Source organism: Pseudomonas sp. BN414, assembly GCF_029871275.1.
Taxonomy (GTDB): Bacteria; Pseudomonadota; Gammaproteobacteria; order Pseudomonadales; family Pseudomonadaceae; genus Metapseudomonas; species Metapseudomonas resinovorans_C.
In genome coordinates this window covers 1-19,606 of the sequence record NZ_SSOL01000034.1, presented here as the reverse complement: position 1 = coordinate 19,606, position 19,606 = coordinate 1, and the positions used below count along the sequence as shown (strand labels likewise).

Below are 19,606 nucleotides of genomic sequence, written 5' to 3'. Positions count from 1 at the left end.
AAGGGCAAGGACCGCCTGTGGCACTATCCCGCTCTCCCACAGCGTCCAAGGATTGCCCGCGTGGATTCCTCCGTCTTCCTCCTGGTCATCACCGCCGCCGCCCTGCATGCCGGCTGGAATGCATTGCTGAAGATCGGCCTCGACCGTTTCCTCACCGCGTCCCTGATCCAGATCGCCGCCGGCCTGGTCGCGCTTCTCGCGCTGCCTTTCGTTGCGTTTCCCCGGCCTGAAGCCTGGCCCTGGATCGTCCTCTCCGCGCTGTTCCACATCGGCTACAACATCTACCTGGCCCGCGCCTACCAGCACGGCGACCTGGGCCAGGCCTACCCGCTGGCGCGCGGCAGCTCGCCGTTGATGGTGGCGGCGCTATCGGTGTTGCTGCTGGGTGACCGGCTCGCCCCCGGCGAACTGGTCGGGCTGCTGGTGCTGGTCGGCGGAATCCTGTTGATGGCGGTGCGCGGCGGTCGCGGCAAGGAGCCCATCCATGCCTCGCTGCTCGGCAGCGCCCTGATGACGGCCCTGTTCATCGCCGGATACACCCTCTCGGATGCCACCGGGGCACGGCGCAACGGGGATGCGCTGTCCTATTCCATGTGGCTGTTCGCGGTGAATGCGCTGGTGATGGTCGTGGTGGTCGCCATCATCCGGGGCGCGCGGACTTTCCTGCAATTGGGGCCGTATTGGCGTGGCGGCCTGGCGGGAGGGGCGATGTCCCTGGCGGCCTACAGCATCGCCATCTGGGCCATGACCCGGGCGCCAGTGGCGCTGGTTTCCGCATTACGGGAAACCAGCGTGCTGTTCGCCCTGCTGATCGGCGCAGTCCTGCTCAAGGAGCCGCTACCGCCGATCCGCCTGCTGGCCTGCGGAGTGATCGCAGCAGGCGTGGCGCTGCTTCGACTGCTTTAGCCGCAGCTGAACTGTTTGACGACGTCGGTTTCGTCCACGTCGATATTCAGGCGGCGGGAGTTGTAGTCCATGGTGATCGGCTGGTGCGGACGCAGCACACGGGCGGTTTCGGCGCCGGACTGACGCTTGGCCTGCTCGACCAGAGCGATATTGGCGGTCTTGCCCACCAGGGCGGAGACGGCGGAACTGTCGCAGGTGCCGGAGAGCGACGGCGCGGCGGCGCTGGAGCTTTGCTCGGCGGCCGGTGCGGCGGGGGTTTCTGGCTTGTCAGTCGAGCTGCAACCGGCCAGGAGCAGGCCGGCAAAGGCAAGACTGAGGGAAATCGACTTGAAGTGCATGTAACGGTCCTCTTCTGAACGAATGTCCTGTCGTGCGCCTGCAATGGAACGTCCAATGCGGCGGGGCTCCTGCCCGCCGGCGCACGGCGGGTGCATTCTATCCTCTGCTTTTGACTCCGGTCAGTCATGTGCGGCCTAATGCCCGGCCCCTGAAACGCGCCGAAACACTCCATGTCCCATAACCCGAGCATCCGTCCCAGTGTCCTCCACCTGCCCCAGGGTGACTGGAGCACCGTGCTGGACTGCCTCTGCGAACGCTTTCCCGCCATCGCCCGCGAGATCTGGGTGGAGCGCATGGAGAGCGGTAAGGTGACGGACGGCGACGGCAACCGGCTCACCCCGGCGCATCCCTACCAGGTGGCCCTGCGGGTGCACTACTACCGCGAGGTGAAGGACGAGAAGGCCATTCCCTTCGAGGAAGCGGTGCTGCACGTCGATGCGCACCTGGTGGTGGCCGACAAGCCGCACTTCCTGCCAGTCATGCCCGCTGGCGAGTACGTCGAGGAAACCCTGCAGGCGCGCCTGACGCGACGCCTGGGCAATCCCCACCTGGTGCCCCTGCACCGCATCGACCGCCATACCGCCGGCCTGGTGCTGTTCTCAGCCAACCCGGCCAGCCGCAACTTTTACCATGCGTTGTTCCGCGACCGCGAAATCCACAAGCGCTACGAAGCCATCGCGCCGGCCCTGCCCGGACTGGAGTTTCCACTCCTGCGGGAGACCCGCCTCGGCAAGGGCGAGCCGTTCTTCCGCATGCAGGAAATGGAAGGCGAGCCGAACACCCGCACACGCCTCGACGTACTGGAAAAGAATGGCGACCTCTGGCGCTACGACCTTTCGCCCATCACCGGCAAGCAGCATCAGCTGCGCGTGCATCTGGCAGCACTCGGGGCGCCGATCTGCAATGACGGCTTCTACCCCGAACTGACCGACAAGGGCGGCGCGGACGACTACCAGCGCCCCCTCAAATTGCTGGCCCGCAGCCTCGTCTTCGACGACCCCATCAGCGGCGAATCACGCTATTTCGAGAGTCGCCTGCGCCTGGACTGGTAACAAAAACCCTTCCGGCTGCGCTTGACGGCTAATTGGCCAGGAATAATATTACGCCCGTAATTCAAGCAGGATATTGCCGGGCTGGAAGGCTGCCCGATGTCCACTAGTCTTCTGCTTTCCCCTTACGAATTCCTGACCGAGGTGAATCCATGAGCGCATACGACGTGGTGGTGATAGGCGGCGGCCCGGGCGGCTATAACGCGGCGATCAAGGCCGGACAGCTGGGCATGAAGGTGGCGTGTGTCGAGGGCCGGGAAACCCTGGGCGGCACGTGTCTGAACGTCGGCTGCATGCCGTCCAAGGCCCTGCTGCACGCGTCCGAACTCTATGAAGCGGCCTCCGGCAAGGAGTTCGCCACCTTGGGAATCCAGGTCGAACCCAAGCTGGATCTCGCGCAGATGATGAAGCAGAAGGCCGAGAGCGTGGCCGCGCTGACCAAGGGCATCGAGTTCCTGTTCCGCAAGAACAAGGTCGAGTGGATCAAGGGTTGGGGCCGTATCGACGGTGCGGGCAAGGTCGTGGTGACTGCGGCCGACGGCCAGCAGCAGACCCTTGAGGCCCGCGACATCGTCGTCGCCACCGGCTCGGTGCCGAGCCCCCTGCCAGGCGTGACCATCGATAACAAGCGCATCCTCGACTCCACGGGCGCCCTGTCGCTGCCGGAGGTTCCCAAGCATCTGGTGGTGATCGGTGCCGGCGTGATTGGCCTTGAGCTGGGTTCGGTCTGGCGTCGCCTCGGCGCCCAGGTGACGGTGGTGGAATACCTGGGCCGCATCTGCCCCGGGCTGGATGAGGAAACCGCCAAGACCCTGCAACGCTCCCTGACCAAGCAGGGCATGACTTTCAAGCTCAGCTCCAAGGTCACCAGCGCCAAGTCGGGCAAGGCAGGCGTCGAGCTCGCCATCGAGCCCGCCGCCGGGGGCCTGGCGGAAACCCTCAAGGCCGACTACGTGCTGGTCGCCATCGGCCGCCGCTCCTACACCGAGGGACTGGGCCTGGAAACCGTGGGCCTGGCCACCGACAACCGCGGCGTCCTCGCCAACGAGGGCCACAAGACCAGCGCTCCGGGCGTCTGGGTCATCGGTGACGTCACCTCCGGCGCGATGCTCGCGCACAAGGCCGAAGACGAAGGCATCGTTTGCATCGAGCGCATTGCCGGACAGGCTGCCGAGGTGAACTACAACCTCATTCCCAGCGTGATCTACACCCGTCCGGAAGTGGCCAGCGTGGGCAAGAGTGAAGAACAGTTGAAAGCCGAAGGACGTGCCTACCGCGTCGGCAAGTTCCCCTTCACCGCCAACAGCCGGGCCAAGATCAACCATGAGACGGAAGGCTTCGTGAAGGTCATCGCGGACGAGCGCACCGACGAAGTGCTGGGCGTGCACATGGTCGGCCCGAGCGTCAGCGAAATGATCGGCGAGTACTGCGTGGCCATGGAGTTCTCCGCATCGGCCGAAGACATCGCCCTCACCTGCCACCCACACCCGACCCGCTCCGAAGCCCTGCGCCAGGCCGCGATGGATGTGCACGGCGCGGCAATGCAGGCCTGATTCCACGCTCCACCCTCGGAGGATGGGCCGAGCCCGCGCACAGGGGTTTCGCGTCCCATCCTACGGGCCACCACATGTGGTGATTTCCGCCTCCAGTCCCCTCCCCACGCCGCAACCCAGTCTGCGCTCGAAGCCGTAGATGCTCGGTGCAGCGTCTCAGGAAAATGTCGAACTCATCCGGTCAGGCCCTCCTCCAACCTAATGAAGCGCTTGCCGCAAGGCACCGCTCCCGACCGGAAGCAGATTGCGCCAGCTGCAGGGGCCGCCACGGCGATTGAGTGACGCGCCCGGGAGGACATAGATGAAGAAGATTCTGCCTTGCTCATGCATATGGGCATTGCTCGCCCTGGTTGGCTGCGGCACCGGCAGCAGCACGGACTCGGAATCGGGGACCGCTGACAGCGAAGCCACTGCGGCGGATGCAGCGGTGAACGATCCCGCAACCATCGAAGCCGGCAAGCAGATCTTCCGCTACGACACCTTCGGCAACGAGACGTACTGGACCCAGACGTTGCGACTTCACGAGATCGTCGACAACGAAATCCAGCCAGTGGAAGCCTTGGCACTAGGGCTGAAGGTGGACCTCGACAAGCTGGATTTCACCAAGTTCGTGCTGAAAAACCCGTTGTTCGCCAGCGGCACCCGCGAATTACTGCGGCAGGACGCCGTAGTCGGATTAAAGGCGACCTTCGACGAGCAAGGCCGCATCAAGACCCTTGGGGTGACCTGCGCGTTATGCCATTCCACTGTCGATAATGCCTTGCTCCCCGGCATCGGCCACCGGCTCGACGGCTGGCCTAATCGCGACCTCGACCCGGGCGCCATCATTGCCATGTCGCCAGCGCTGACCGCGGAGCAGAAAGCCGTCTATAAGTCGTGGGGCAAAGGCAAATACGATCCACGCTACAACCAGGATGGCCGCAACGGGCCAGTGGTGATCCCTCCCGCCTATGGCCTGGCGGGCATCAACCGGGTGACCTTCACCGGCGATGGCGACGAGATCGCCTATTGGAACCGCTACGTCGGCGTTACCCAGATGGGCGGGCACGGCACGTTCACGGAACCGCGCACGGGGGTCAGCGTCACCAATGGCAGCGATGACCTGATCAGCAGCAAGCTGCCGGCCTTGCAGGCATATCAGCTGTCTCTGGTGGCGCCGTCACCGTCCCCGCGCAGCTTCGATGCCAAGGCAGCGCAACACGGCAAGGTCCTGTTCGACGGCACCGCCCGCTGCGCCACCTGCCACAGTGGTCCCAAGTTCACTGACGCCAATACCCGCCTGCATGACCCTGCTGAAGTGGTCAGTGAGCCGGAACCTGACAGTGCTCCCAGCTATGCCTCGCGTAGCGCTACCAAGCAGTATCGGACCTCGCCACTACGAGGTGTCTGGCAACATCCGCCGTATTTCCACAACGGCACCGCCCCAACCCTGGAAGCTGTGGTATCGACCTACAACACCAGGAAGTCGCTCGGTTTGAGCCAGGCGGATATCGAAGACATCGCGGAGTACCTGAAGTCGCTGTGACATCGCAAGAAGCTGCATTACCCGTAGGAGCTGGCTTGCCAGCGAATGGCTCTTTTTCGCTAGCAAGCTAGCTCCTACAAGGCTGCGAGCCCGGCGCTCGCAGGTAGAGGCTTACCCGTGGCCACTGCCAGAACCTCACCATCGGCGGGAATCAGCAGTCGGTGCATGACGCCAATCTCCGCCGCTGCATCCGCCAGCTCCTCGCGGGTGACCGGACAGTGGTTGATCGCTTCCAGGTGGTTCGCGACAACGGTCCCCTCGCTGAAGCGCATGAATTCGAGTACATCGTCCAGCCCCATGATGATGTCGTCGCCCACATCGAATCGCGCCCCACCGGCGGGTACAACGCTGACCTGCGGCTGATGCTGTAGCACGAAATCGCGCACCGTGGACGTCAGGATCGTGTCGCCAGCCAGATACAAGCTGGGCTCGCCGGGAAGCTCGATCAGGTAACCCACGCCATGCTCCATCAGACGTCCGACCAGCCCTTTGCCGTGCAGGCAGCGGATTGTCCGGATCGTGCCACCCAGGAAGGGAGTCGGCTGCTCATGCCCCTCCGGCAGTGACTGCACATTCAAGCCTCGTTTCGCCAGATAGGGCGCGTCATTCGGTGTGCAGATAACAGGGACCTGCCGCTCCCTCAACCAGCGCGTGCCCGCCCGATCCAGATGATCGAAGTGCCCCTTCTGGCAGTGCGTGATCAGGCAGTGGGTCACCGTTTCCAGAGCCTGCGACGCTGATTCCGGTAGCTCGACGGTCGGGTTTCTCTGCCGCCCCGAGAAAACCCGCAGCGAGGGAAGCGCACCTTTGTTCGCCAGCATCGGATCGACCAGGATGCGATAGGCGCCCGATTCGAGAATGATCGTTGCGTTGCGGATCTGCTGAATCTTCATCATGAACCCCTCCTCAGGTGTGGCTTCATGGTGACGACTCACAACAACGTCCATAATGGCAGGACTCGACATAATTGATTCATTTCCAGCCATGCCCAGCACACTACAGATCGGTCTCCTGCTCTTCCCCGGCTGCATGCCTGCCGGACTTCTGGCGTTCGCCGACATGCTCCACGCCGCCAATCGGCGGGCAGGACGCAGGATTTTTGAAACGCACTTCGTCAGTGAACAAACTGGTCCAGTCGAGTGTGCCCATGGCCTCGTGCTCACCTCGGCTCTGGGCGTCGCCGAGCGCGAGCTGGATGCGCTCCTGATACCCGGCTTCTGGGCTGAGTCCTCACAACAGGTCGAGGCAACTCTGGCCGGCAATACCCAACTCCTCGCCACCCTGGCAACGCTCAGCAAACGCTGCAGCCTCTGGAGCTACTGCACGGGTGTCTGCCTGGTCGCCGCCTGCGGCCGCCTTGATGGCCAGCACGCAACGGTCACCTGGTGGCTGGCGGATGCGCTGCTCAAGCGCTACCCCAAGGTCCGCTGGCAGAGCGAGAAGAACTCCATATTCAACAAGCGCAATGCCACCGCGAGCGGCGTGAATGGATACTTACCTCTCGCCCAGGCGTTGATCGAGCGAGAGGTCAGCGCAACGGTCTTTCACGACCTCAACAGACTGATGGTGCTCCCGCGCCCCGCGCAGACTCACGATGCATTCCAGGCCCTCAGCCTCATCGAACAACCCAGTCAATTGCTGCGCAGGTTGCACGAACTGGTGCAAGGGCTGCCCGCCGAGCAGATCACTGTCCAGAAACTGGCGGATGAGTTGGGCATGTCGGAACGCACGCTGGCACGCAAGGTCAGGGACGAAACGGGCACGGCGGTGGCCGCCTATGCGCGACGAATCAAGCTGAGCCAGGTCGGCGAACGCCTGACCCTGACCTCGGCACCGCTCAAGACCATCAGCGACGAGTTGGGCTTCAGCAGCGACTCCAACCTGCGGCGGATGTTCAAGGAGCTGACAGCGCTGACCCCGGCGGAGTACCGGCAGCGGTTTGCGTGTTTCTAACGCGGGAAACGGCTGATTAGAGCGGTTTGAGTCAGGCCGATATCGAAAACATTGCGGAGTACCTGAAGTCACTGTGACGTCGCAAGAAGCTGCATTGCCCGTAGGAGCTGGCTTGCCGGCGAATGGCTCTCTTTCGCTAGCAAGCTAGCTAGCTCCTACAAGGCTCCTGTACCGACATGCGTTCAGAACGACAGCGCCCTGCCCAGCTCGTCCCCGCGTGGGTCCCCTTCCCGGCTTACCAGCGCGTAGTTGTAGCCATTCCTCGACCAGTACCGCGCCTCCAGTCCGCCGTCACTGCGCTGGCCTTTCTTCATGCTCGGGTAGAGCGAGCCCGGCGCCCGCAGGTAGAGGCTGACCCGTTGTCCCTGTCCGTCCTCGAACAGCAACAAGGCGGCGGCCCCCTGCTCCGTCACCAACCAGCGCCCGCCGACCGGCGTGAAGCCATAGGGGCTGAGGTCGGGAATTCGTGCGGCGTGGCTGAAGCGCTGGTCCAGCCAGGCCTGGAGTTCGCCGGGGCGGGTCGCCTGGATATCGACGACGGGGTTCGCCGAGAACAACCGGTGGGCCTGCAGCGCATCCTGCATCGGCGGGTTCGCCGCCACGAGGCTCATGTCCCGCGCCTGCCAACCGCCAATGCCGCCGGCACCCAGGGCCAGTACGAAGGAGGCGGCCAGGGCCAGGCGTCGTTGCTTGCGCGCTTGCATCGTGCGGCGTATCGCCTGCGGGTCGAGGCGTGGGTTGGGCGCCAGCCCCGGACTGGCGAGAGCCGCCCGTAGCGCCTGCGCGTCACGACGCCAGGCTTCTACTTGCGCGGCCGCCTCCGGGTTTGCCGCCAGATAAGCCTCCACGACCTGGCGTTGTTCAGCGTCGAGCTGGCCGTCGAGATAGGCGTGCAGGTCGTCTTCACCGGGATGGAATGCGTTCATTTGAGTACCCGCAGCTGAGGGTTGGACATCTCGCCCTCGGCCAGTTCGCGCAGCGCCTTGCGTGCGCGGGACAGCCTGGACATCACGGTGCCGATGGGAATCCCGAGGGCCTCGGCGGCTTCCTTGTAGCTGAGCCCTTCGACGCTCACCAGCAGCAACAGCGCACGCTGCTCCGTGGGTAGTCGGCCAAAGGCCTCCAGCGTGGCCTGGTTGACCACCAGGTCCTCTGTGGAAGGCGCCTCTTCACTACGCGCGCCGAAGAATTCCAGCAGTCGCGCATGGCGACGGGCGCGGCGCTGGCCGTCGAGGAACTGCCGGTAGAGGATGGAGAACAGCCAGGCACGCAGGTCGCCGTCGCGCTTGCTGCTCCAGCGGGAAAGCGCTCGCTCCAGGGTCGCCTGGACCAGGTCGTCGGCGCTGCTGGCATTGCGCGTCAGCCACAGCGCAAAGCGCCGCAGGCGCTGTAACAACTCTCGCAGTTCCGCGTCTTCGATCATGTTCATAGCCAGTTCGTGTGTTGCTCTTGCCAAGGGTGCGAGGGAAAGACGCGCGAAGCGGGAAATTATTCCCGGCCGGGAATAAAGGTCTTCGGCCTGCGTCATACCGGCTCATGGACAAGGGCATGTGGCCCGGGAGTATCGCATGAGCAACGCAACACCCAAGGGGTTCGACCTGGCGGCACGGCTTGCCGTGATCGGCCTGGCCGTCGGCGGCCTGGCTGCCGGCTTCGCCTATGCCGCCGGCTGGTTTGGCGGCGAGCGCGTAACGCCGCAACAGATCATCGACGCCTTCGAAACCAACGCCGGGAAGTTTCCCGGCTATCGCAAGAATCATGCGAAGGGCATCTGCATCGCCGGGCATTTCGAAAGCAGCGGCCAAGCCGCAAGCCTGTCCCGCGCCAGCGTGTTTGCACCCGGCACCGTGCCGGTGATCGGTCGCCTGGCCATTGGCGGGAGCAACCCGCATGCACCGGACGCTGGCGTTCCAGTGCGCAGCATGGCCCTGCTGTTCCAACTGCCTGGCGGCGAGCAGTGGCGCACCGGCATGAACAGTTTTCCAGTGCTGCCGGTAGCGACCCCGGAGGCGTTCTACGAACAGGTATTGGCCTCGCGCCCCGATCCCGCCACCGGCAAGCCGGACCCGGCAAAGATGCAGGCATTCTTCGCCGCCCACCCGGAAAGCACGGCCTTCCGCCAATGGGCGCAGACCGCGAAGCCCAGCAACAGCTTCGCCAACGTCGCCTACAACGGCGTCAATGCCTTCCTCCTGCTGGATGCCGCCGGAAATGCGCAATTCGTGCGCTGGTCGGTACAGCCCGAGACGCCCTTCGAGTCGATTGGCGAAGCCGGCAACGACCCGGAGTTTCTCAGCCATGACCTGCAACAGCGCCTCTCCAAAGGACCGCTGCGCTGGCACCTGGTACTGACCCTCGCCAACCCCGGCGACCCCACCGCTGACGCCACCCGCGAATGGCCGGCCGGCCGCCGCCAGGTGGATGCCGGCACCCTGGTGCTGGAGAGCGCCGAACCTCAGGCCAATGGGGCCTGCCGCGACATCAACTACGACCCGCTGGTCTTGCCCGACGGCATCCAGGCCTCGGACGACCCGATTCTCGCCGCCCGCTCCGCTGCCTATGCCGTGTCTTACAACCGCCGCACCCGCGAAGGTGCGCCTCACCCCGAGCAAGGAGCCCAGCCATGAGCGCACCCACCCATTTCAACCCGCTGCTGCGCGTACTGCACTGGCTGATGGCAATGCTGCTGCTGGCCATGCTGTTCATTGGCGTCAGCATGGTGGGCGACCTGTCGCCCCGTCACAGCGTCCTGATTGCCGTGCACAAGCCCCTGGGGCTGGCGCTTCTGGTACTGGTGCTGATTCGTCTGGCGGTGCGCCTTGCCCGCCCAGTGCCGGCGCTGCCCGCCGACATGCCCAACTGGCAGCAGAAAGTCGCCAAGCTGTCGCACCTGCTGCTCTACGCCCTGATGCTCGCCTTGCCCCTCGTGGGTTGGGCCATGCAATCGGCCGGTGGTTATCCGCTGGCGCTCCACGACTCCTTGCTACTGCCGCCCATCGTCTCGCAGGACGCTCAGCTCTATGCCTTGCTGCGCCTGGCCCACACTGTACTGGCGTACCTGCTGTTCATCAGCATCCTGGCGCACCTGGCGGCGGCCCTCTACCACGCGCTCATCCGCAGGGATGGCGTGCTCTCGAGCATGACCACCGGCAGCGGCATCCGTCCGACGCCCGATGGTCAGTAGACGCGGGACTACCCGCAAACCACCTCTCCAGCAGGAGAATCCGCCATGAAAACCCTTGTAGTCGCCTTGAGCCTCAGTCTTGCTTCCACCGTCACCCTTGCCGCCAGCACGGAGAACGCGCCGCCGGTTACCCAATACGAGTACGGCGTGCACCTGGATATCGCCCGTGTACTGGAAATGACCGACCTGTCGACCTTCTGCGGCATCGGGCCGGCACGCATGACCTACGAAGACAGCCAGATGCAGACGAAGACCCTTGAGTATCTGGTCTGGGGCACCGGCTGCAAGAACGACTACTGAGGAGCAGAAGTTGAGCTGAGCGCCACGAAGCCCGACAGCGCATCGTCGGGCTTCGCCGGCTCAGACCAGCGTGGCCCGCACCAACCTACGAAACCCGGGCGCGCGCCGGCGGTCCATAGCAGATCGTCAACCCGCGCCTGAGGCCGTCCCTTGAAAAACCCGCTGCTGCTATTGCTGGCCACCCTCCTTGGCTCCCAGGCCTTCGCCTCCAGCGACCAGGCCTGGAAGGAGCATGACGCCCGCCTGCTCAGTGCCTGCAAGGCCGTCAGTGGCCTGAAGGACGTCCGCCCCGCCGGCCAACCGGTGCTCTTCGATGATCGCCTCGGGCTGACTGCCCTGGTGCTGGAGGGCCGCTACCCGCAACCCCACATGAAGAACCAGCGTGGTCGCGAGCTGTGCCTGTTCGAGCGCAAGTCGCGCAAGGCCCATATCGCTGAAGCCGACGCCCTGCTGGACGCCCGCAAGCCCTGATTCAGAACCAGCCTTTCCACTTGAACCAGGCATAGGGCAGGATCGCCGAAACCACCATCAGGCCCAGCGCCACCGGATAGCCGAACGCCCAATCCAGCTCCGGCATGGCCCGGAAGTTCATGCCGTACACCGTGCCAACCAGCGTCGGTGGCAGGAAGAGCACGGCGGCGATGGAAAACACCTTGATGATGCTGTTCTGCTCGATGTCGATCAGCCCCAGGGTGGCGCTGAGCAGGAAGGCGATCTCGTCGAACATCTTCGCCACGTAATCCACCAGCGAGCGGATGTCCCGCTCGATCGAGCGCGAGCGGTCCAGGCCCTGCTCGCTCAGCCAGAGCTCCGACCACGCATTCGAATAGTCCAGCACGCGCCCCATGCCGGTCAGGCTCTCGCGCAACTTCACCAGTGCCGAGTTATGCCGGCCGAGGCGCTTGACCACCTGCTGCAGGTCGGTCCGGCTGCCCTTGCGCCGGGGCGCCGCGCCGCGCTCTTCGCTGAACACCGCACCGGACATCTCATCCAGCTCGCGCTGCGTCAGTTCCAGCATGTCGGCGATATGGTCCACCACGCTGCCACACAGCGAGAGGAATATCTGCTCGCTGGAGGAATGGGTTTCCGGCTCGCGGAGGAACTTGTCCTCCAGATATTCGAAGAACGGCAGGTTGGCGTAGCGCACCGTCACCAGGTAATCCGGCGCCACCACGAACATCACGTCGCTGGAGATCGGCCGCTTTTCGCGCAGGCCGCTCACCAGGGTGGCGTTCATGTAGAGGGTGCCGGCGTGCTGGTAGAGACGCGAGGTTTCCTCGATCTCGACGATGGCCTCGCGGCCGGGAATCTCCACTCCAAGGGCCTCGGCGATGAATGCCGCTTCCTCGGGCTGCGGGTCCATCAGGTCGATCCACAACGTGCCAGGCGGAATGGCCTCGCCGGGTCGGCCCGTGGTGGCGTGCAGGACGCCGGCATCCTGCGCGTAGAAGTGGATCATCCGTTGGCTCCTTGGACGTCTGGAAATGAGTAAAGCACCGGTCATGCCCTGCGAAGACGCGTCTGGCGGACCGCGAGGCACGCACCCCGCACCTGGGCTAGGTTGAGACCAGGGCAAAGGAGGCAACCATGACCCAGCACAACTCACCCGTGGGGCCGGGCGAAGCGGTGCCCTGGTTCACCAGCAGCACCCCCAGCCGCGAGCGCTTCACCTTCGACACTGCCGCCGGGCGCTACATCGTCCTGAGTTTTCTCGGCTCGACATCGGACTCGACGGCGGCACGGGTACTCACCGACCTGCTCGCCCGCCGCGAGCATTTCAACGACGAGCAGGCAAGTTTCTTTGGCGTCATCGCCGACCCGCGCGACCGCGACCAGCAACGCATCCGCGACTTCCTGCCGGGTATTCGCTTTTTCTGGGACATCGACCGCGCCATCTGCAATCTCTACGGCGTCCAGCGGGAGAACGGCGCCATTCGCCAGACGACCTACGTGCTGGACCCGCGCCTGCGGGTGATCGCAGTGCTGCCTGTCGCCACGGGCGGCGAAGGCCATGTCGATGCCGTCCTGGCGCTGCTCAAGGCGCAGGACCCCATCTCCGCGCCAGCCATCGCCCAACCCCAGGCGCCGGTGCTGGTGATCCCACGCATCTTCGAACCCGCGTTGTGCCAGACGCTGATCGACTACTACGAGCGTCTGGGCGGCACGGAATCCGGCTATATGGTCGAGCGCGAAGGCATGACGGTCGAAGTCCTCAAGCACGAACACAAGCGTCGCCGCGACTGCGCGCTGGAAGACGAGCAACTACGCCAGACCTGCATGCACCGCATCACCACGCGGCTGGTCCCGGAACTGCAGAAGGCCTTCCAGTTCCATGCCACACGCATGGAACGCTACCTGGTGGCCTGCTACGACGCCGAGGAAGGCGGCCACTTCCGCCCTCACCGCGACAACACCACCAAGGGCACCGCGCACCGCCGCTTCGCCGTCTCACTGTTCCTCAACAGCGGTGAATACGAAGGTGGCCAGCTGCGTTTCCCAGAGTTCGGCCGCAGCCTATACAGCGCCCCCACGGGCGGCGCCGTGGTGTTTTCCTGCTCGCTGCTGCATGAGGCCACGCCCGTGACGCAGGGGCGTCGCTACATGTTCCTGCCCTTCCTCTATGACGAGGAGGCGCGGCGCATTCGCGAAGAAAACCAGCAGTACCTGGCCGGACAGGCCGAGCAGTGATCGGCCTGCTGCTTTATCATTCCGCCCCCGCCGCGATTGATGAAGGATGAACCCCCGATGACTCATGAAAACCTGCTGGATGCCCTGCTGGCCGCCGACATGCTGCTGATCGACGACCTGCATGCCTGGGAGTTCGATCTGGACGAAGCGCTGGTGGAAGCACTGGAAGGCGGCCAGCCCGGCGAGCCCGAAGCCCAGTTGCTGCGGATCGCCTGCATGGACGGGCGCACCCGCCGTGAATGGCGCTTCACCCAGGCGGCCGTACAAGCCGCGCGCTTCGACAGTGCGAGCGGTTGCTGGAAACTCGCCGGGGCCGAAGGCGAACACGCGCTGCTGTGCCTGGATGCTGTCGGCGGCGATGCCGAGGATGAAGAGCAGGAGTAACGCAGGATCGATTTGACATTGTAGGGTGGGCTGAAGCCCACCCTACGCGCGGAGGGCTTCTCCTGTGGGGGCGAATTCATTCGCTAAGGATGGCGTAGCCGTCCCCGGCCCGTGATCTGGGCGAACCTGCAGTCCGCTTAGCGATTGAAATCGCCCCCACAAGGCAACGCCCGACGTGCTGCGCTGCCAATCAGGTGCGCTTCTCCTGTAAAGGACGGCAAAGCCGGTCTAGGTGAGCACATTGCGCACGAAGTGCACCAGTTGCTCGCCTTCGTTGGCATAGATGTAGGCCTGGTCGCTACCGAACACCAGGAAGTCCCCGGCCGCTACCTGATGCGTCTCGCCACTGTGCAGTACGGTCAGATTGCCCTCGATCACGTAGATCATCTCCCGCCAGCCCTCGGCATCCGGCTCCGCCGTGTAGCGCTCGCCGGGTTCCAGCGACCAGCTCCAGAGTTCGACCTCATGGCGCGTCGCCGAACTGGCCAGCAAGGTCGCGCGGCTGCCCGGCTTGGAGCCAACCCAGGCGACTGCGTTGATGCGCGAACGGTCAGGGCGATCCGGCTGCTGCACCAGATCGGGGAACAGCACGCCAAGGGCAGCGGCAATGCGGTCCAGGGTGGCCAGGCTGACATTCACATCGCCGCCTTCGATGCCTACCAGCATCCGCCGGCTAACACCCGCGGCACTGGCCAGAGCCTCCTGGCTCAGCCCCGCCGCGCGACGCAGGCGGCGAACGTTTTCAGAGACATGTTCGAGGACGTTGGGGCGTTCATCTGATTTGGGCAACATATTGCTCACACCCTGGCTTTTGCGCATTATGTTGCACATAACCAGTCCAACACGCCACCCCCACCGTCCTGCCGGATTTGCCTCCATGTCTTCGCTGTCGCGTCACCTTGCTTCTACCCTGCTCCCCGTTGCCGTCCTCATGGTGGCCATGGCCTCGATCCAGAGCGGCGCCTCCCTGGCCAAGTCGCTGTTCCCGGTCATCGGCGCCCAGGGCACCACCGCACTGCGCCTGATATTCGCCGCGATCATCCTCATGCTGATCCTGCGCCCGTGGCGCGCGCGCATCAGCAAGGACTCCCTGCTGCCGCTGATCATGTACGGCCTCGCCCTGGGCGGCATGAACCTGCTGTTCTACATGTCCCTGCGCACCATTCCGCTGGGTATCGCCGTCGCCCTGGAGTTCACCGGCCCGTTGGCAGTAGCGCTGTTCGCCTCGCGCCGGGCAATCGATTTCATCTGGATCGGCTTGGCCGTAGTGGGACTCTGGCTGCTCCTGCCACTGGGCAAGAGCGAAGGCCACCTGGACCTGACCGGCATGGCCTACGCGCTTGGCGCGGGCGTTTGCTGGGCGCTCTACATCATCTACGGCGCGCGGGCGGGTAATGACCACGGCATGCAGGGCGCTGCGCTGGGGGTCATGGTGGCTGCCCTCTTCGTCGCGCCGATCGGCATCGCGCATGCCGGCACCGAGCTCTTGCGCCCGGAACTGTTGCCCGTGGCACTGGCCGTCGCGCTACTTTCCACCGCCATTCCCTACACACTGGAAATGGTCGCCCTCACGCGCCTGCCCGCACAGACCTTCGGCACCCTGATGAGCATCGAACCGGCCTTCGGCGCCCTCTCCGGGCTGCTCTTCCTCGGCGAGCAGCTTTCGCTGCTGCAATGGCTGGCGATCCTCTGCATCATCCTCGCGTCCGTTGGTTGCACCGTCACCGCAACCCCGCGCCCGCAACCACAGCCACTGGTACCCGCCGACTGAGCACGGGCATTTCCGCTCAATATCCTCTTGCGGAGAACGGGTGATTCTCCGCAGGCTATAGCGATCCGGACCGCGCCTTACAGGTACCTCAATGAACAGACTTCCCTATGTCGCCACCGGCTGCCAGCCGGTGAACTGGCAGCTCGATCAGATCGTCAACGACCTGCGCGACGCCCGCGCCCAATGGCGGACCCAGCATGGCCGCCTGCAGGATCGCGGCGGCCGCGAATTGCCGTCGCGGGTCACCGTCGGACAGATCATCGAAGCCCTGTCCGGCGCCCTCTTCCCCATGCGTCTCGGCCCGGCCGACCTGCGCGAGGAAAGCGAGGACTTCTACGTCGGCCATACGCTGGACGTGGTGCTCAATGCGCTGGCCGGCGAAGTGCGCCGTGAACTGTCCTATGCCGCGCGCCAGAACGGCGTCAGCGGCGACGATATCGCCTGCCAGGCCATCGAGATCGTCAAAGGATTCGCCGCCACCCTGCCCAAGCTGCGAATCCTGTTGGATACCGACGTGCTGGCCGCCTTCCAGGGCGACCCGGCAGCGCGCAGCGTGGACGAGGTACTGATCTGCTATCCGGGCGTGCACGCAGTCATCCACCACCGCCTTGCCCACTACTTCTACACGGCCGGCCTGCCGTTGCTGGCGCGGATGATCGCCGAGATCGCCCACTCGGCCACAGGCATCGACATCCACCCGGGGGCCCAGATCGGCAAGAGTTTCTTCATCGATCACGGCACCGGCGTAGTCATCGGCGAGACGGCGATCATCGGCGAGCGGGTGCGCATCTACCAGGCCGTGACCCTGGGCGCCAAGCGCTTCCCGGCGGATGAAGAAGGCAACCTGCAGAAGGGCCAGCCGCGCCACCCGATCGTCGAAGACGATGTGGTGATCTACGCTGGCGCCACCATTCTTGGTCGCATCACCATCGGCAAGGGCTCCACCATCGGCGGTAACGTCTGGCTGACCCGCAGCGTGCCGGAGCGCAGCAATATCACTCAGGCGAACCTGCAGAACGAAAGCGGGGTTTGACGCCGTAGGTTGGCGCAGAGCGAAGCCCGACGGTTAATCCGCTCGTTGGGCTTCGCTGAGCTCAGCCACAACCTACAAGAGCGGGTTCGGTGCCTATTGCAGGGTGGAAATCGCCTTTCATTTCCGCCAATAAAAAAAACGGCCCCATCAGGGGCCGTTTTGCTTGGGCACTCAGCTCAGCGCAGCTTGTCGACCATCGCCGCAATCACCGTCAGTACGTCCTTGCCCAGCCGCTTGGAGCGGTCGCCGTTCCAGGCCGTGCGCGGGTGCGGGTTGTCGTCGTGGTCCTTGAACGGCATTTCGATGGTGAACGACAGGCAGTCGAACGCCATGCCCACGGCATTGCAGGCCAGCGTGGTATTGGCCTGGCCAGGCTCGTCGCGGGGATAGCCGAACTTCGTCTGGAACTCCGCGCCCATGTCGACCAGGCGCTGGCGGAACTCGGTTTCCAGGGCTTCAAGGCGCGGCGTGTAGCCGGGATTGCCTTCACAGCCGGCGGTGAATACGTGGGGGATTTCCTCGTCGCCGTGAATGTCGAGGAAGAGGTCCACGCCCACCTTGCGCATCTGCTGCTGGACAAAGAACACCTCGGGCGTTTCCGTGTCGTTGGCCGACTGCCAGGCGCGGTTGAGGTCCTTGCCGGCGGCGTTGGTGCGCAGGTGACCACGGAAGGCACCGTCCGGGTTCATGTTCGGCACCAGGTAGAGGTCTGCCTTGGCCAGCAGCGCCTCCAGCTCGGAATCGCCCTGCTTCGACAGACGCTCGATCACGCCCTCGATGTACCACTCGGCCATGTGCTCGCCGGGATGCTGCTGGGCGATGATCCAGACCTTGCGCTGGGCATCGGGGTTGCGGCTGATCCGCAGTAGCGGAATCTCGCGGCCTTCGAGGCTCTTGCCGATCGCCACGATTTCGGCCCCCGCCTTGTCCAGCGCCTCGCTGATCAGCCATTCGTGGCGAGCGCGGCTGTAAGGCTCGAAATAGGCGAACCAGATCTGCTCGTGGGTGGGCTCCAGGGCGAAGTGCAGGCCCTTGTCGTCGAAGCTGCTGGGGACGCGGAACCAGTGGACCTGGTCATAGGAGGCAGCGGCGTTGTAGCCGGTCCACGCGTGACTGTAGGCCGACTGGGCGGCGTTGGTCAGGCTGAAGCCGTGGCGCTGGCCGGGCGTCAGGCCGTCGACCTTGAAGTGGAACCACTGGAAGTGGTGGCTCTTCAGGTCAGGGCGCATGGCCAGCAGCACCTGTTGCGGGTTGCTGGCGTCAATTACTTCGATGTTGCCGCTGTCGAAGTCCGAGCTGATCTTCATGGATACCTCAGGGGCGGTGTTTCACGGTAGCGACAGGATCGCAGGTCGAATCGTGCGGGGAAATCGCAGGGGCGACATCGACAGACAGCCGGCGCCCCGCAAAGGATCACTCGCGGTCTTCCAGGCGAGCCAGACGCGCTTCAAGATCGGCGACCCGCGCTTCCAGCTCCTCGATCCGGGAATCGGTGGCGGCCCGCGATTCGCTCCGCTCCGGCTGGCTCGCACGCGCCTCCAGCAGCGCCTCCAGGTCGGCCGGCTCACCCATCAGGTGCATATAGCGATCCTCGCGCTGCCCGCCCTGGCGCGGCATCAGCACCGCCAGCCCGCGAGCGATCAGGCGTTCGATCTGGTGACGGACATCCTCGGTATCGTCGAAGTCGGTCATGCGATTGCTACGGGTCAGCAGCTCGCCCAGGGTCTGCGGGCCCCGCAGAAGCAGCAGGCCGATGAGGATCAACTGCGGCTGCACCACTTCCAGCGCCTTGTCCGTGCGTTGCTCCCAACGGTCGGCGCGACTGCCCATCACCAGCTTCACCAGGTTGCGCGCCTCGAGGTTGCGCAGCGACTGCCCAGCCTGTCCGGGCGTGACATTCATCACCGGCTCGCGGCTGGTCTTCTGGTTGCAGGCCAGGACCAGGGCGTTGAGGGTCAGCGGGTAGGACTCGGGCGTTGTGGCCTGTTTTTCGATCAGACTCCCGAGCAGCCGGGCCTCGATGGCATTGAGCGGAGCGTCGGCGAACTGGGCATGAATCTCGGTGGACATAGCACTATCCGTTTGCTGAAAAGTGCCCAATAGCCTAGTCCCCGCCGACTGGCGAGAAAAGCGCTCCACCCAGACGCCTTCCAATAAGTGCTTCCGCAAAAGCACTCGACCACCCGCGTAAACGCTCTTTTTGAAGGGAATCCACCCTATCCAATCGAATAGTTCGATTATACCAATTTCAGAAAAAAGCCTTTCCACTCTGCGTAACTTCGGCCCATATAAAAACCTAACTTGTTGTTTTTAATGGACACCGCATAACTATCATTAACGTCGATGGTAACCATTACCCAGGATCACTTCTTCATCGAAATCACATCAGTAACATGGGCCCCACAGACAAACACCACCCCCAAAACCAAGGTGCCCAAAATGAAAAAGCAAATCCTCGCCAGCCTGTTCTTCGCCAGCCTGTCCGCGTCCGCTTTCGCCCTTTCGGTTGCTGAGGGTGGCGCTGATCGCACCAATGTCCATCGCGTCGCTGAAAGCGGTGCCGAGCGTTCGCAATCCCTGCGGGTTGCTGAAAGTGGTTCCGAGCGTTCCGAGTCCCTGCGGGTTGCCGAAGGTGGCTCCGACCGCACCAAGGCCTTCGATGTCGCTGAAAACGGCTCCGAGCGTTCCGAGTCCCTGCGTGTAGCCGAAGGTGGTGCCGACCGCACCAAGGCTTTCGATGTCGCTGAAAACGGTTCCGAGCGTTCCCAGGCCCTGCGTGTAGCCGAAGGTGGTGCCGACCGCACTGGCGCCAACCGCATCAGCTGATCCCCGGAGCAGTTCAGAGGCAGGCAATCACGATGTATGCACATCCTCGAAAGGCAGAAGGCGCCACTTATGGCGCCTTCAGTCTTTTTGGGGCT

General features: G+C 64.2%; 23 protein-coding genes. 14 read left to right on the top strand and 9 right to left on the bottom strand.

Features of this window, described 5'->3' with window-relative positions:
* Positions 1–60 precede the first annotated feature (60 nt).
* The gene (locus E8E95_RS06110; protein ID WP_280349004.1) at positions 61–906 is read left to right on the top strand and encodes an EamA family transporter; all 846 of its coding nucleotides are present in this window, start codon (positions 61–63) and stop codon (positions 904–906) included.
* Here E8E95_RS06110 and E8E95_RS06105 read toward each other — a convergent pair.
* A complete protein-coding gene (locus E8E95_RS06105; RefSeq protein ID WP_077524357.1) occupies positions 903–1,244 on the bottom strand; it encodes an I78 family peptidase inhibitor in 342 nt (113 codons plus the stop codon). The two genes, E8E95_RS06110 and E8E95_RS06105, sit on opposite strands and share 4 nt — an antisense overlap.
* 171 nt (positions 1,245–1,415) lie before the next feature.
* On the opposite strand from E8E95_RS06105, the gene E8E95_RS06100 reads away from it, so the two are divergent.
* The 3 genes from E8E95_RS06100 (at position 1,416) to E8E95_RS06090 (ending at position 5,372) form a co-directional block, all read left to right on the top strand.
* Positions 1,416–2,297, top strand: coding sequence for a pseudouridine synthase (locus E8E95_RS06100; protein WP_280349001.1), 882 nt, complete (start codon positions 1,416–1,418; stop codon positions 2,295–2,297).
* A 149-nt stretch (positions 2,298–2,446) separates the two neighbouring features.
* On the top strand, positions 2,447–3,847 hold the full coding sequence (gene lpdA, locus E8E95_RS06095) for a dihydrolipoyl dehydrogenase (protein WP_280348999.1): 1,401 nt from the start codon (positions 2,447–2,449) through the stop codon (positions 3,845–3,847).
* Positions 3,848–4,148: 301 nt separating this feature from the next.
* On the top strand, positions 4,149–5,372 hold the full coding sequence (locus E8E95_RS06090; protein ID WP_280348997.1) for a c-type cytochrome: 1,224 nt from the start codon (positions 4,149–4,151) through the stop codon (positions 5,370–5,372).
* Positions 5,373–5,446: 74 nt separating this feature from the next.
* Here E8E95_RS06090 and E8E95_RS06085 read toward each other — a convergent pair whose 3' ends face one another.
* Positions 5,447–6,265: an MBL fold metallo-hydrolase gene (locus E8E95_RS06085; protein ID WP_348532573.1), complete on the bottom strand. Its 819-nt coding sequence runs from the start codon at positions 6,263–6,265 to the stop codon at positions 5,447–5,449.
* Positions 6,266–6,368: 103 nt separating this feature from the next.
* Positions 6,369–6,521: a hypothetical protein gene (locus E8E95_RS06080; protein ID WP_280348993.1), complete on the bottom strand. Its 153-nt coding sequence runs from the start codon at positions 6,519–6,521 to the stop codon at positions 6,369–6,371.
* Positions 6,522–6,527: 6 nt separating this feature from the next.
* On the opposite strand from E8E95_RS06080, the gene E8E95_RS06075 reads away from it, so the two are divergent.
* Positions 6,528–7,325, top strand: coding sequence for a helix-turn-helix domain-containing protein (locus tag E8E95_RS06075; protein WP_280348991.1), 798 nt, complete (start codon positions 6,528–6,530; stop codon positions 7,323–7,325).
* Between the two features lie 182 nt (positions 7,326–7,507).
* Here the strand turns inward: E8E95_RS06075 and E8E95_RS06070 are convergent, their stop codons facing one another.
* Entirely contained in the window at positions 7,508–8,251 is a 744-nt protein-coding gene (locus E8E95_RS06070) for an anti-sigma factor (protein ID WP_280348989.1), read from the bottom strand.
* Positions 8,248–8,754, bottom strand: coding sequence for a sigma-70 family RNA polymerase sigma factor (locus E8E95_RS06065; RefSeq protein ID WP_077524361.1), 507 nt, complete (start codon positions 8,752–8,754; stop codon positions 8,248–8,250). Before E8E95_RS06065 ends, E8E95_RS06070 begins: the two co-directional genes overlap by 4 nt.
* A 139-nt stretch (positions 8,755–8,893) precedes the next feature.
* Between E8E95_RS06065 and E8E95_RS06060 the strand changes: the two genes are divergently transcribed.
* From E8E95_RS06060 to E8E95_RS06045, 4 genes are all read left to right on the top strand, one after another.
* Positions 8,894–9,952, top strand: a complete 1,059-nt coding sequence (locus E8E95_RS06060; protein WP_280348987.1) for a catalase family peroxidase — start codon at positions 8,894–8,896, stop codon at positions 9,950–9,952.
* A complete protein-coding gene (locus tag E8E95_RS06055) occupies positions 9,949–10,509 on the top strand; it encodes a cytochrome b/b6 domain-containing protein (RefSeq protein WP_280348985.1) in 561 nt (186 codons plus the stop codon). The genes E8E95_RS06060 and E8E95_RS06055 overlap by 4 nt, the downstream gene beginning before the upstream one ends.
* A 45-nt stretch (positions 10,510–10,554) precedes the next feature.
* Positions 10,555–10,809 carry a DUF2790 domain-containing protein gene (locus tag E8E95_RS06050; protein WP_280348983.1) on the top strand — a complete coding sequence of 85 codons (255 nt, stop codon included), beginning with the start codon at positions 10,555–10,557 and terminating at the stop codon, positions 10,807–10,809.
* Between the two features lie 150 nt (positions 10,810–10,959).
* Entirely contained in the window at positions 10,960–11,280 is a 321-nt protein-coding gene (locus tag E8E95_RS06045; protein ID WP_077524365.1) for a hypothetical protein, read from the top strand.
* Position 11,281: 1 nt separating this feature from the next.
* Here the strand turns inward: E8E95_RS06045 and E8E95_RS06040 are convergent, their stop codons facing one another.
* Positions 11,282–12,268 carry a magnesium transporter CorA family protein gene (locus tag E8E95_RS06040; RefSeq protein ID WP_280348980.1) on the bottom strand — a complete coding sequence of 329 codons (987 nt, stop codon included), beginning with the start codon at positions 12,266–12,268 and terminating at the stop codon, positions 11,282–11,284.
* Between the two features lie 128 nt (positions 12,269–12,396).
* On the opposite strand from E8E95_RS06040, the gene E8E95_RS06035 reads away from it, so the two are divergent.
* Positions 12,397–13,497: a 2OG-Fe(II) oxygenase gene (locus E8E95_RS06035; RefSeq protein ID WP_280348978.1), complete on the top strand. Its 1,101-nt coding sequence runs from the start codon at positions 12,397–12,399 to the stop codon at positions 13,495–13,497.
* Positions 13,498–13,554: 57 nt separating this feature from the next.
* Complete coding sequence (locus tag E8E95_RS06030) at positions 13,555–13,881, top strand: DUF5629 family protein (RefSeq protein ID WP_280348976.1); 327 nt, start codon at positions 13,555–13,557, stop codon at positions 13,879–13,881.
* A gap of 228 nt (positions 13,882–14,109) precedes the next feature.
* Here the strand turns inward: E8E95_RS06030 and E8E95_RS06025 are convergent, their stop codons facing one another.
* Complete coding sequence (locus tag E8E95_RS06025; RefSeq protein ID WP_280348974.1) at positions 14,110–14,700, bottom strand: XRE family transcriptional regulator; 591 nt, start codon at positions 14,698–14,700, stop codon at positions 14,110–14,112.
* Positions 14,701–14,758: 58 nt separating this feature from the next.
* Here E8E95_RS06025 and rhtA point away from each other — a divergent pair, with 58 nt between their 5' ends.
* Both rhtA and epsC read left to right on the top strand, forming a co-directional pair.
* Positions 14,759–15,652 (top strand): threonine/homoserine exporter RhtA, encoded by an 894-nt coding sequence (rhtA, locus tag E8E95_RS06020; protein WP_280348972.1) that lies wholly within the window; start codon positions 14,759–14,761, stop codon positions 15,650–15,652.
* 91 nt (positions 15,653–15,743) lie between these two features.
* Positions 15,744–16,685, top strand: coding sequence for a serine O-acetyltransferase EpsC (epsC, locus tag E8E95_RS06015; RefSeq protein WP_179059238.1), 942 nt, complete (start codon positions 15,744–15,746; stop codon positions 16,683–16,685).
* A 176-nt stretch (positions 16,686–16,861) separates the two neighbouring features.
* On the opposite strand, the gene E8E95_RS06010 is transcribed toward epsC, so the two are convergent.
* Positions 16,862–17,992, bottom strand: a complete 1,131-nt coding sequence (locus E8E95_RS06010; RefSeq protein WP_280348968.1) for a M14-type cytosolic carboxypeptidase — start codon at positions 17,990–17,992, stop codon at positions 16,862–16,864.
* Between the two features lie 106 nt (positions 17,993–18,098).
* Complete coding sequence (locus E8E95_RS06005; protein WP_280348966.1) at positions 18,099–18,755, bottom strand: DUF480 domain-containing protein; 657 nt, start codon at positions 18,753–18,755, stop codon at positions 18,099–18,101.
* Between the two features lie 369 nt (positions 18,756–19,124).
* Here E8E95_RS06005 and E8E95_RS06000 point away from each other — a divergent pair, with 369 nt between their 5' ends.
* Positions 19,125–19,511 (top strand): hypothetical protein, encoded by a 387-nt coding sequence (locus E8E95_RS06000; protein WP_280347458.1) that lies wholly within the window; start codon positions 19,125–19,127, stop codon positions 19,509–19,511.
* Positions 19,512–19,606: the final 95 nt, after the last annotated feature.

What these genes read in the sequence shown, in the direction of transcription:
- E8E95_RS06065 (WP_077524361.1), bottom strand. Translation starts at nt 8,754, where the DNA reads ATGAACATGATCGAAGACGCGGAACTGCGAGAGTTGTTACAGCGCCTG.
- E8E95_RS06080 (WP_280348993.1), bottom strand. Translation starts at nt 6,521, where the DNA reads ATGGGCACACTCGACTGGACCAGTTTGTTCACTGACGAAGTGCGTTTC.
- E8E95_RS06030 (WP_280348976.1), top strand. Translation starts at nt 13,555, where the DNA reads ATGACTCATGAAAACCTGCTGGATGCCCTGCTGGCCGCCGACATGCTG.
- E8E95_RS06050 (WP_280348983.1), top strand. Translation starts at nt 10,555, where the DNA reads ATGAAAACCCTTGTAGTCGCCTTGAGCCTCAGTCTTGCTTCCACCGTC.
- E8E95_RS06000 (WP_280347458.1), top strand. Translation starts at nt 19,125, where the DNA reads ATGAAAAAGCAAATCCTCGCCAGCCTGTTCTTCGCCAGCCTGTCCGCG.
- E8E95_RS06040 (WP_280348980.1), bottom strand. Translation starts at nt 12,268, where the DNA reads ATGATCCACTTCTACGCGCAGGATGCCGGCGTCCTGCACGCCACCACG.
- E8E95_RS06010 (WP_280348968.1), bottom strand. Translation starts at nt 17,992, where the DNA reads ATGAAGATCAGCTCGGACTTCGACAGCGGCAACATCGAAGTAATTGAC.
- E8E95_RS06035 (WP_280348978.1), top strand. Translation starts at nt 12,397, where the DNA reads ATGACCCAGCACAACTCACCCGTGGGGCCGGGCGAAGCGGTGCCCTGG.
- rhtA (WP_280348972.1), top strand. Translation starts at nt 14,759, where the DNA reads ATGTCTTCGCTGTCGCGTCACCTTGCTTCTACCCTGCTCCCCGTTGCC.
- E8E95_RS06100 (WP_280349001.1), top strand. Translation starts at nt 1,416, where the DNA reads ATGTCCCATAACCCGAGCATCCGTCCCAGTGTCCTCCACCTGCCCCAG.
- E8E95_RS06105 (WP_077524357.1), bottom strand. Translation starts at nt 1,244, where the DNA reads ATGCACTTCAAGTCGATTTCCCTCAGTCTTGCCTTTGCCGGCCTGCTC.
- epsC (WP_179059238.1), top strand. Translation starts at nt 15,744, where the DNA reads ATGAACAGACTTCCCTATGTCGCCACCGGCTGCCAGCCGGTGAACTGG.
- E8E95_RS06085 (WP_348532573.1), bottom strand. Translation starts at nt 6,265, where the DNA reads ATGAAGATTCAGCAGATCCGCAACGCAACGATCATTCTCGAATCGGGC.
- E8E95_RS06025 (WP_280348974.1), bottom strand. Translation starts at nt 14,700, where the DNA reads ATGCGCAAAAGCCAGGGTGTGAGCAATATGTTGCCCAAATCAGATGAA.
- E8E95_RS06070 (WP_280348989.1), bottom strand. Translation starts at nt 8,251, where the DNA reads ATGAACGCATTCCATCCCGGTGAAGACGACCTGCACGCCTATCTCGAC.
- E8E95_RS06005 (WP_280348966.1), bottom strand. Translation starts at nt 18,755, where the DNA reads ATGTCCACCGAGATTCATGCCCAGTTCGCCGACGCTCCGCTCAATGCC.
- E8E95_RS06090 (WP_280348997.1), top strand. Translation starts at nt 4,149, where the DNA reads ATGAAGAAGATTCTGCCTTGCTCATGCATATGGGCATTGCTCGCCCTG.
- E8E95_RS06060 (WP_280348987.1), top strand. Translation starts at nt 8,894, where the DNA reads ATGAGCAACGCAACACCCAAGGGGTTCGACCTGGCGGCACGGCTTGCC.
- lpdA (WP_280348999.1), top strand. Translation starts at nt 2,447, where the DNA reads ATGAGCGCATACGACGTGGTGGTGATAGGCGGCGGCCCGGGCGGCTAT.
- E8E95_RS06055 (WP_280348985.1), top strand. Translation starts at nt 9,949, where the DNA reads ATGAGCGCACCCACCCATTTCAACCCGCTGCTGCGCGTACTGCACTGG.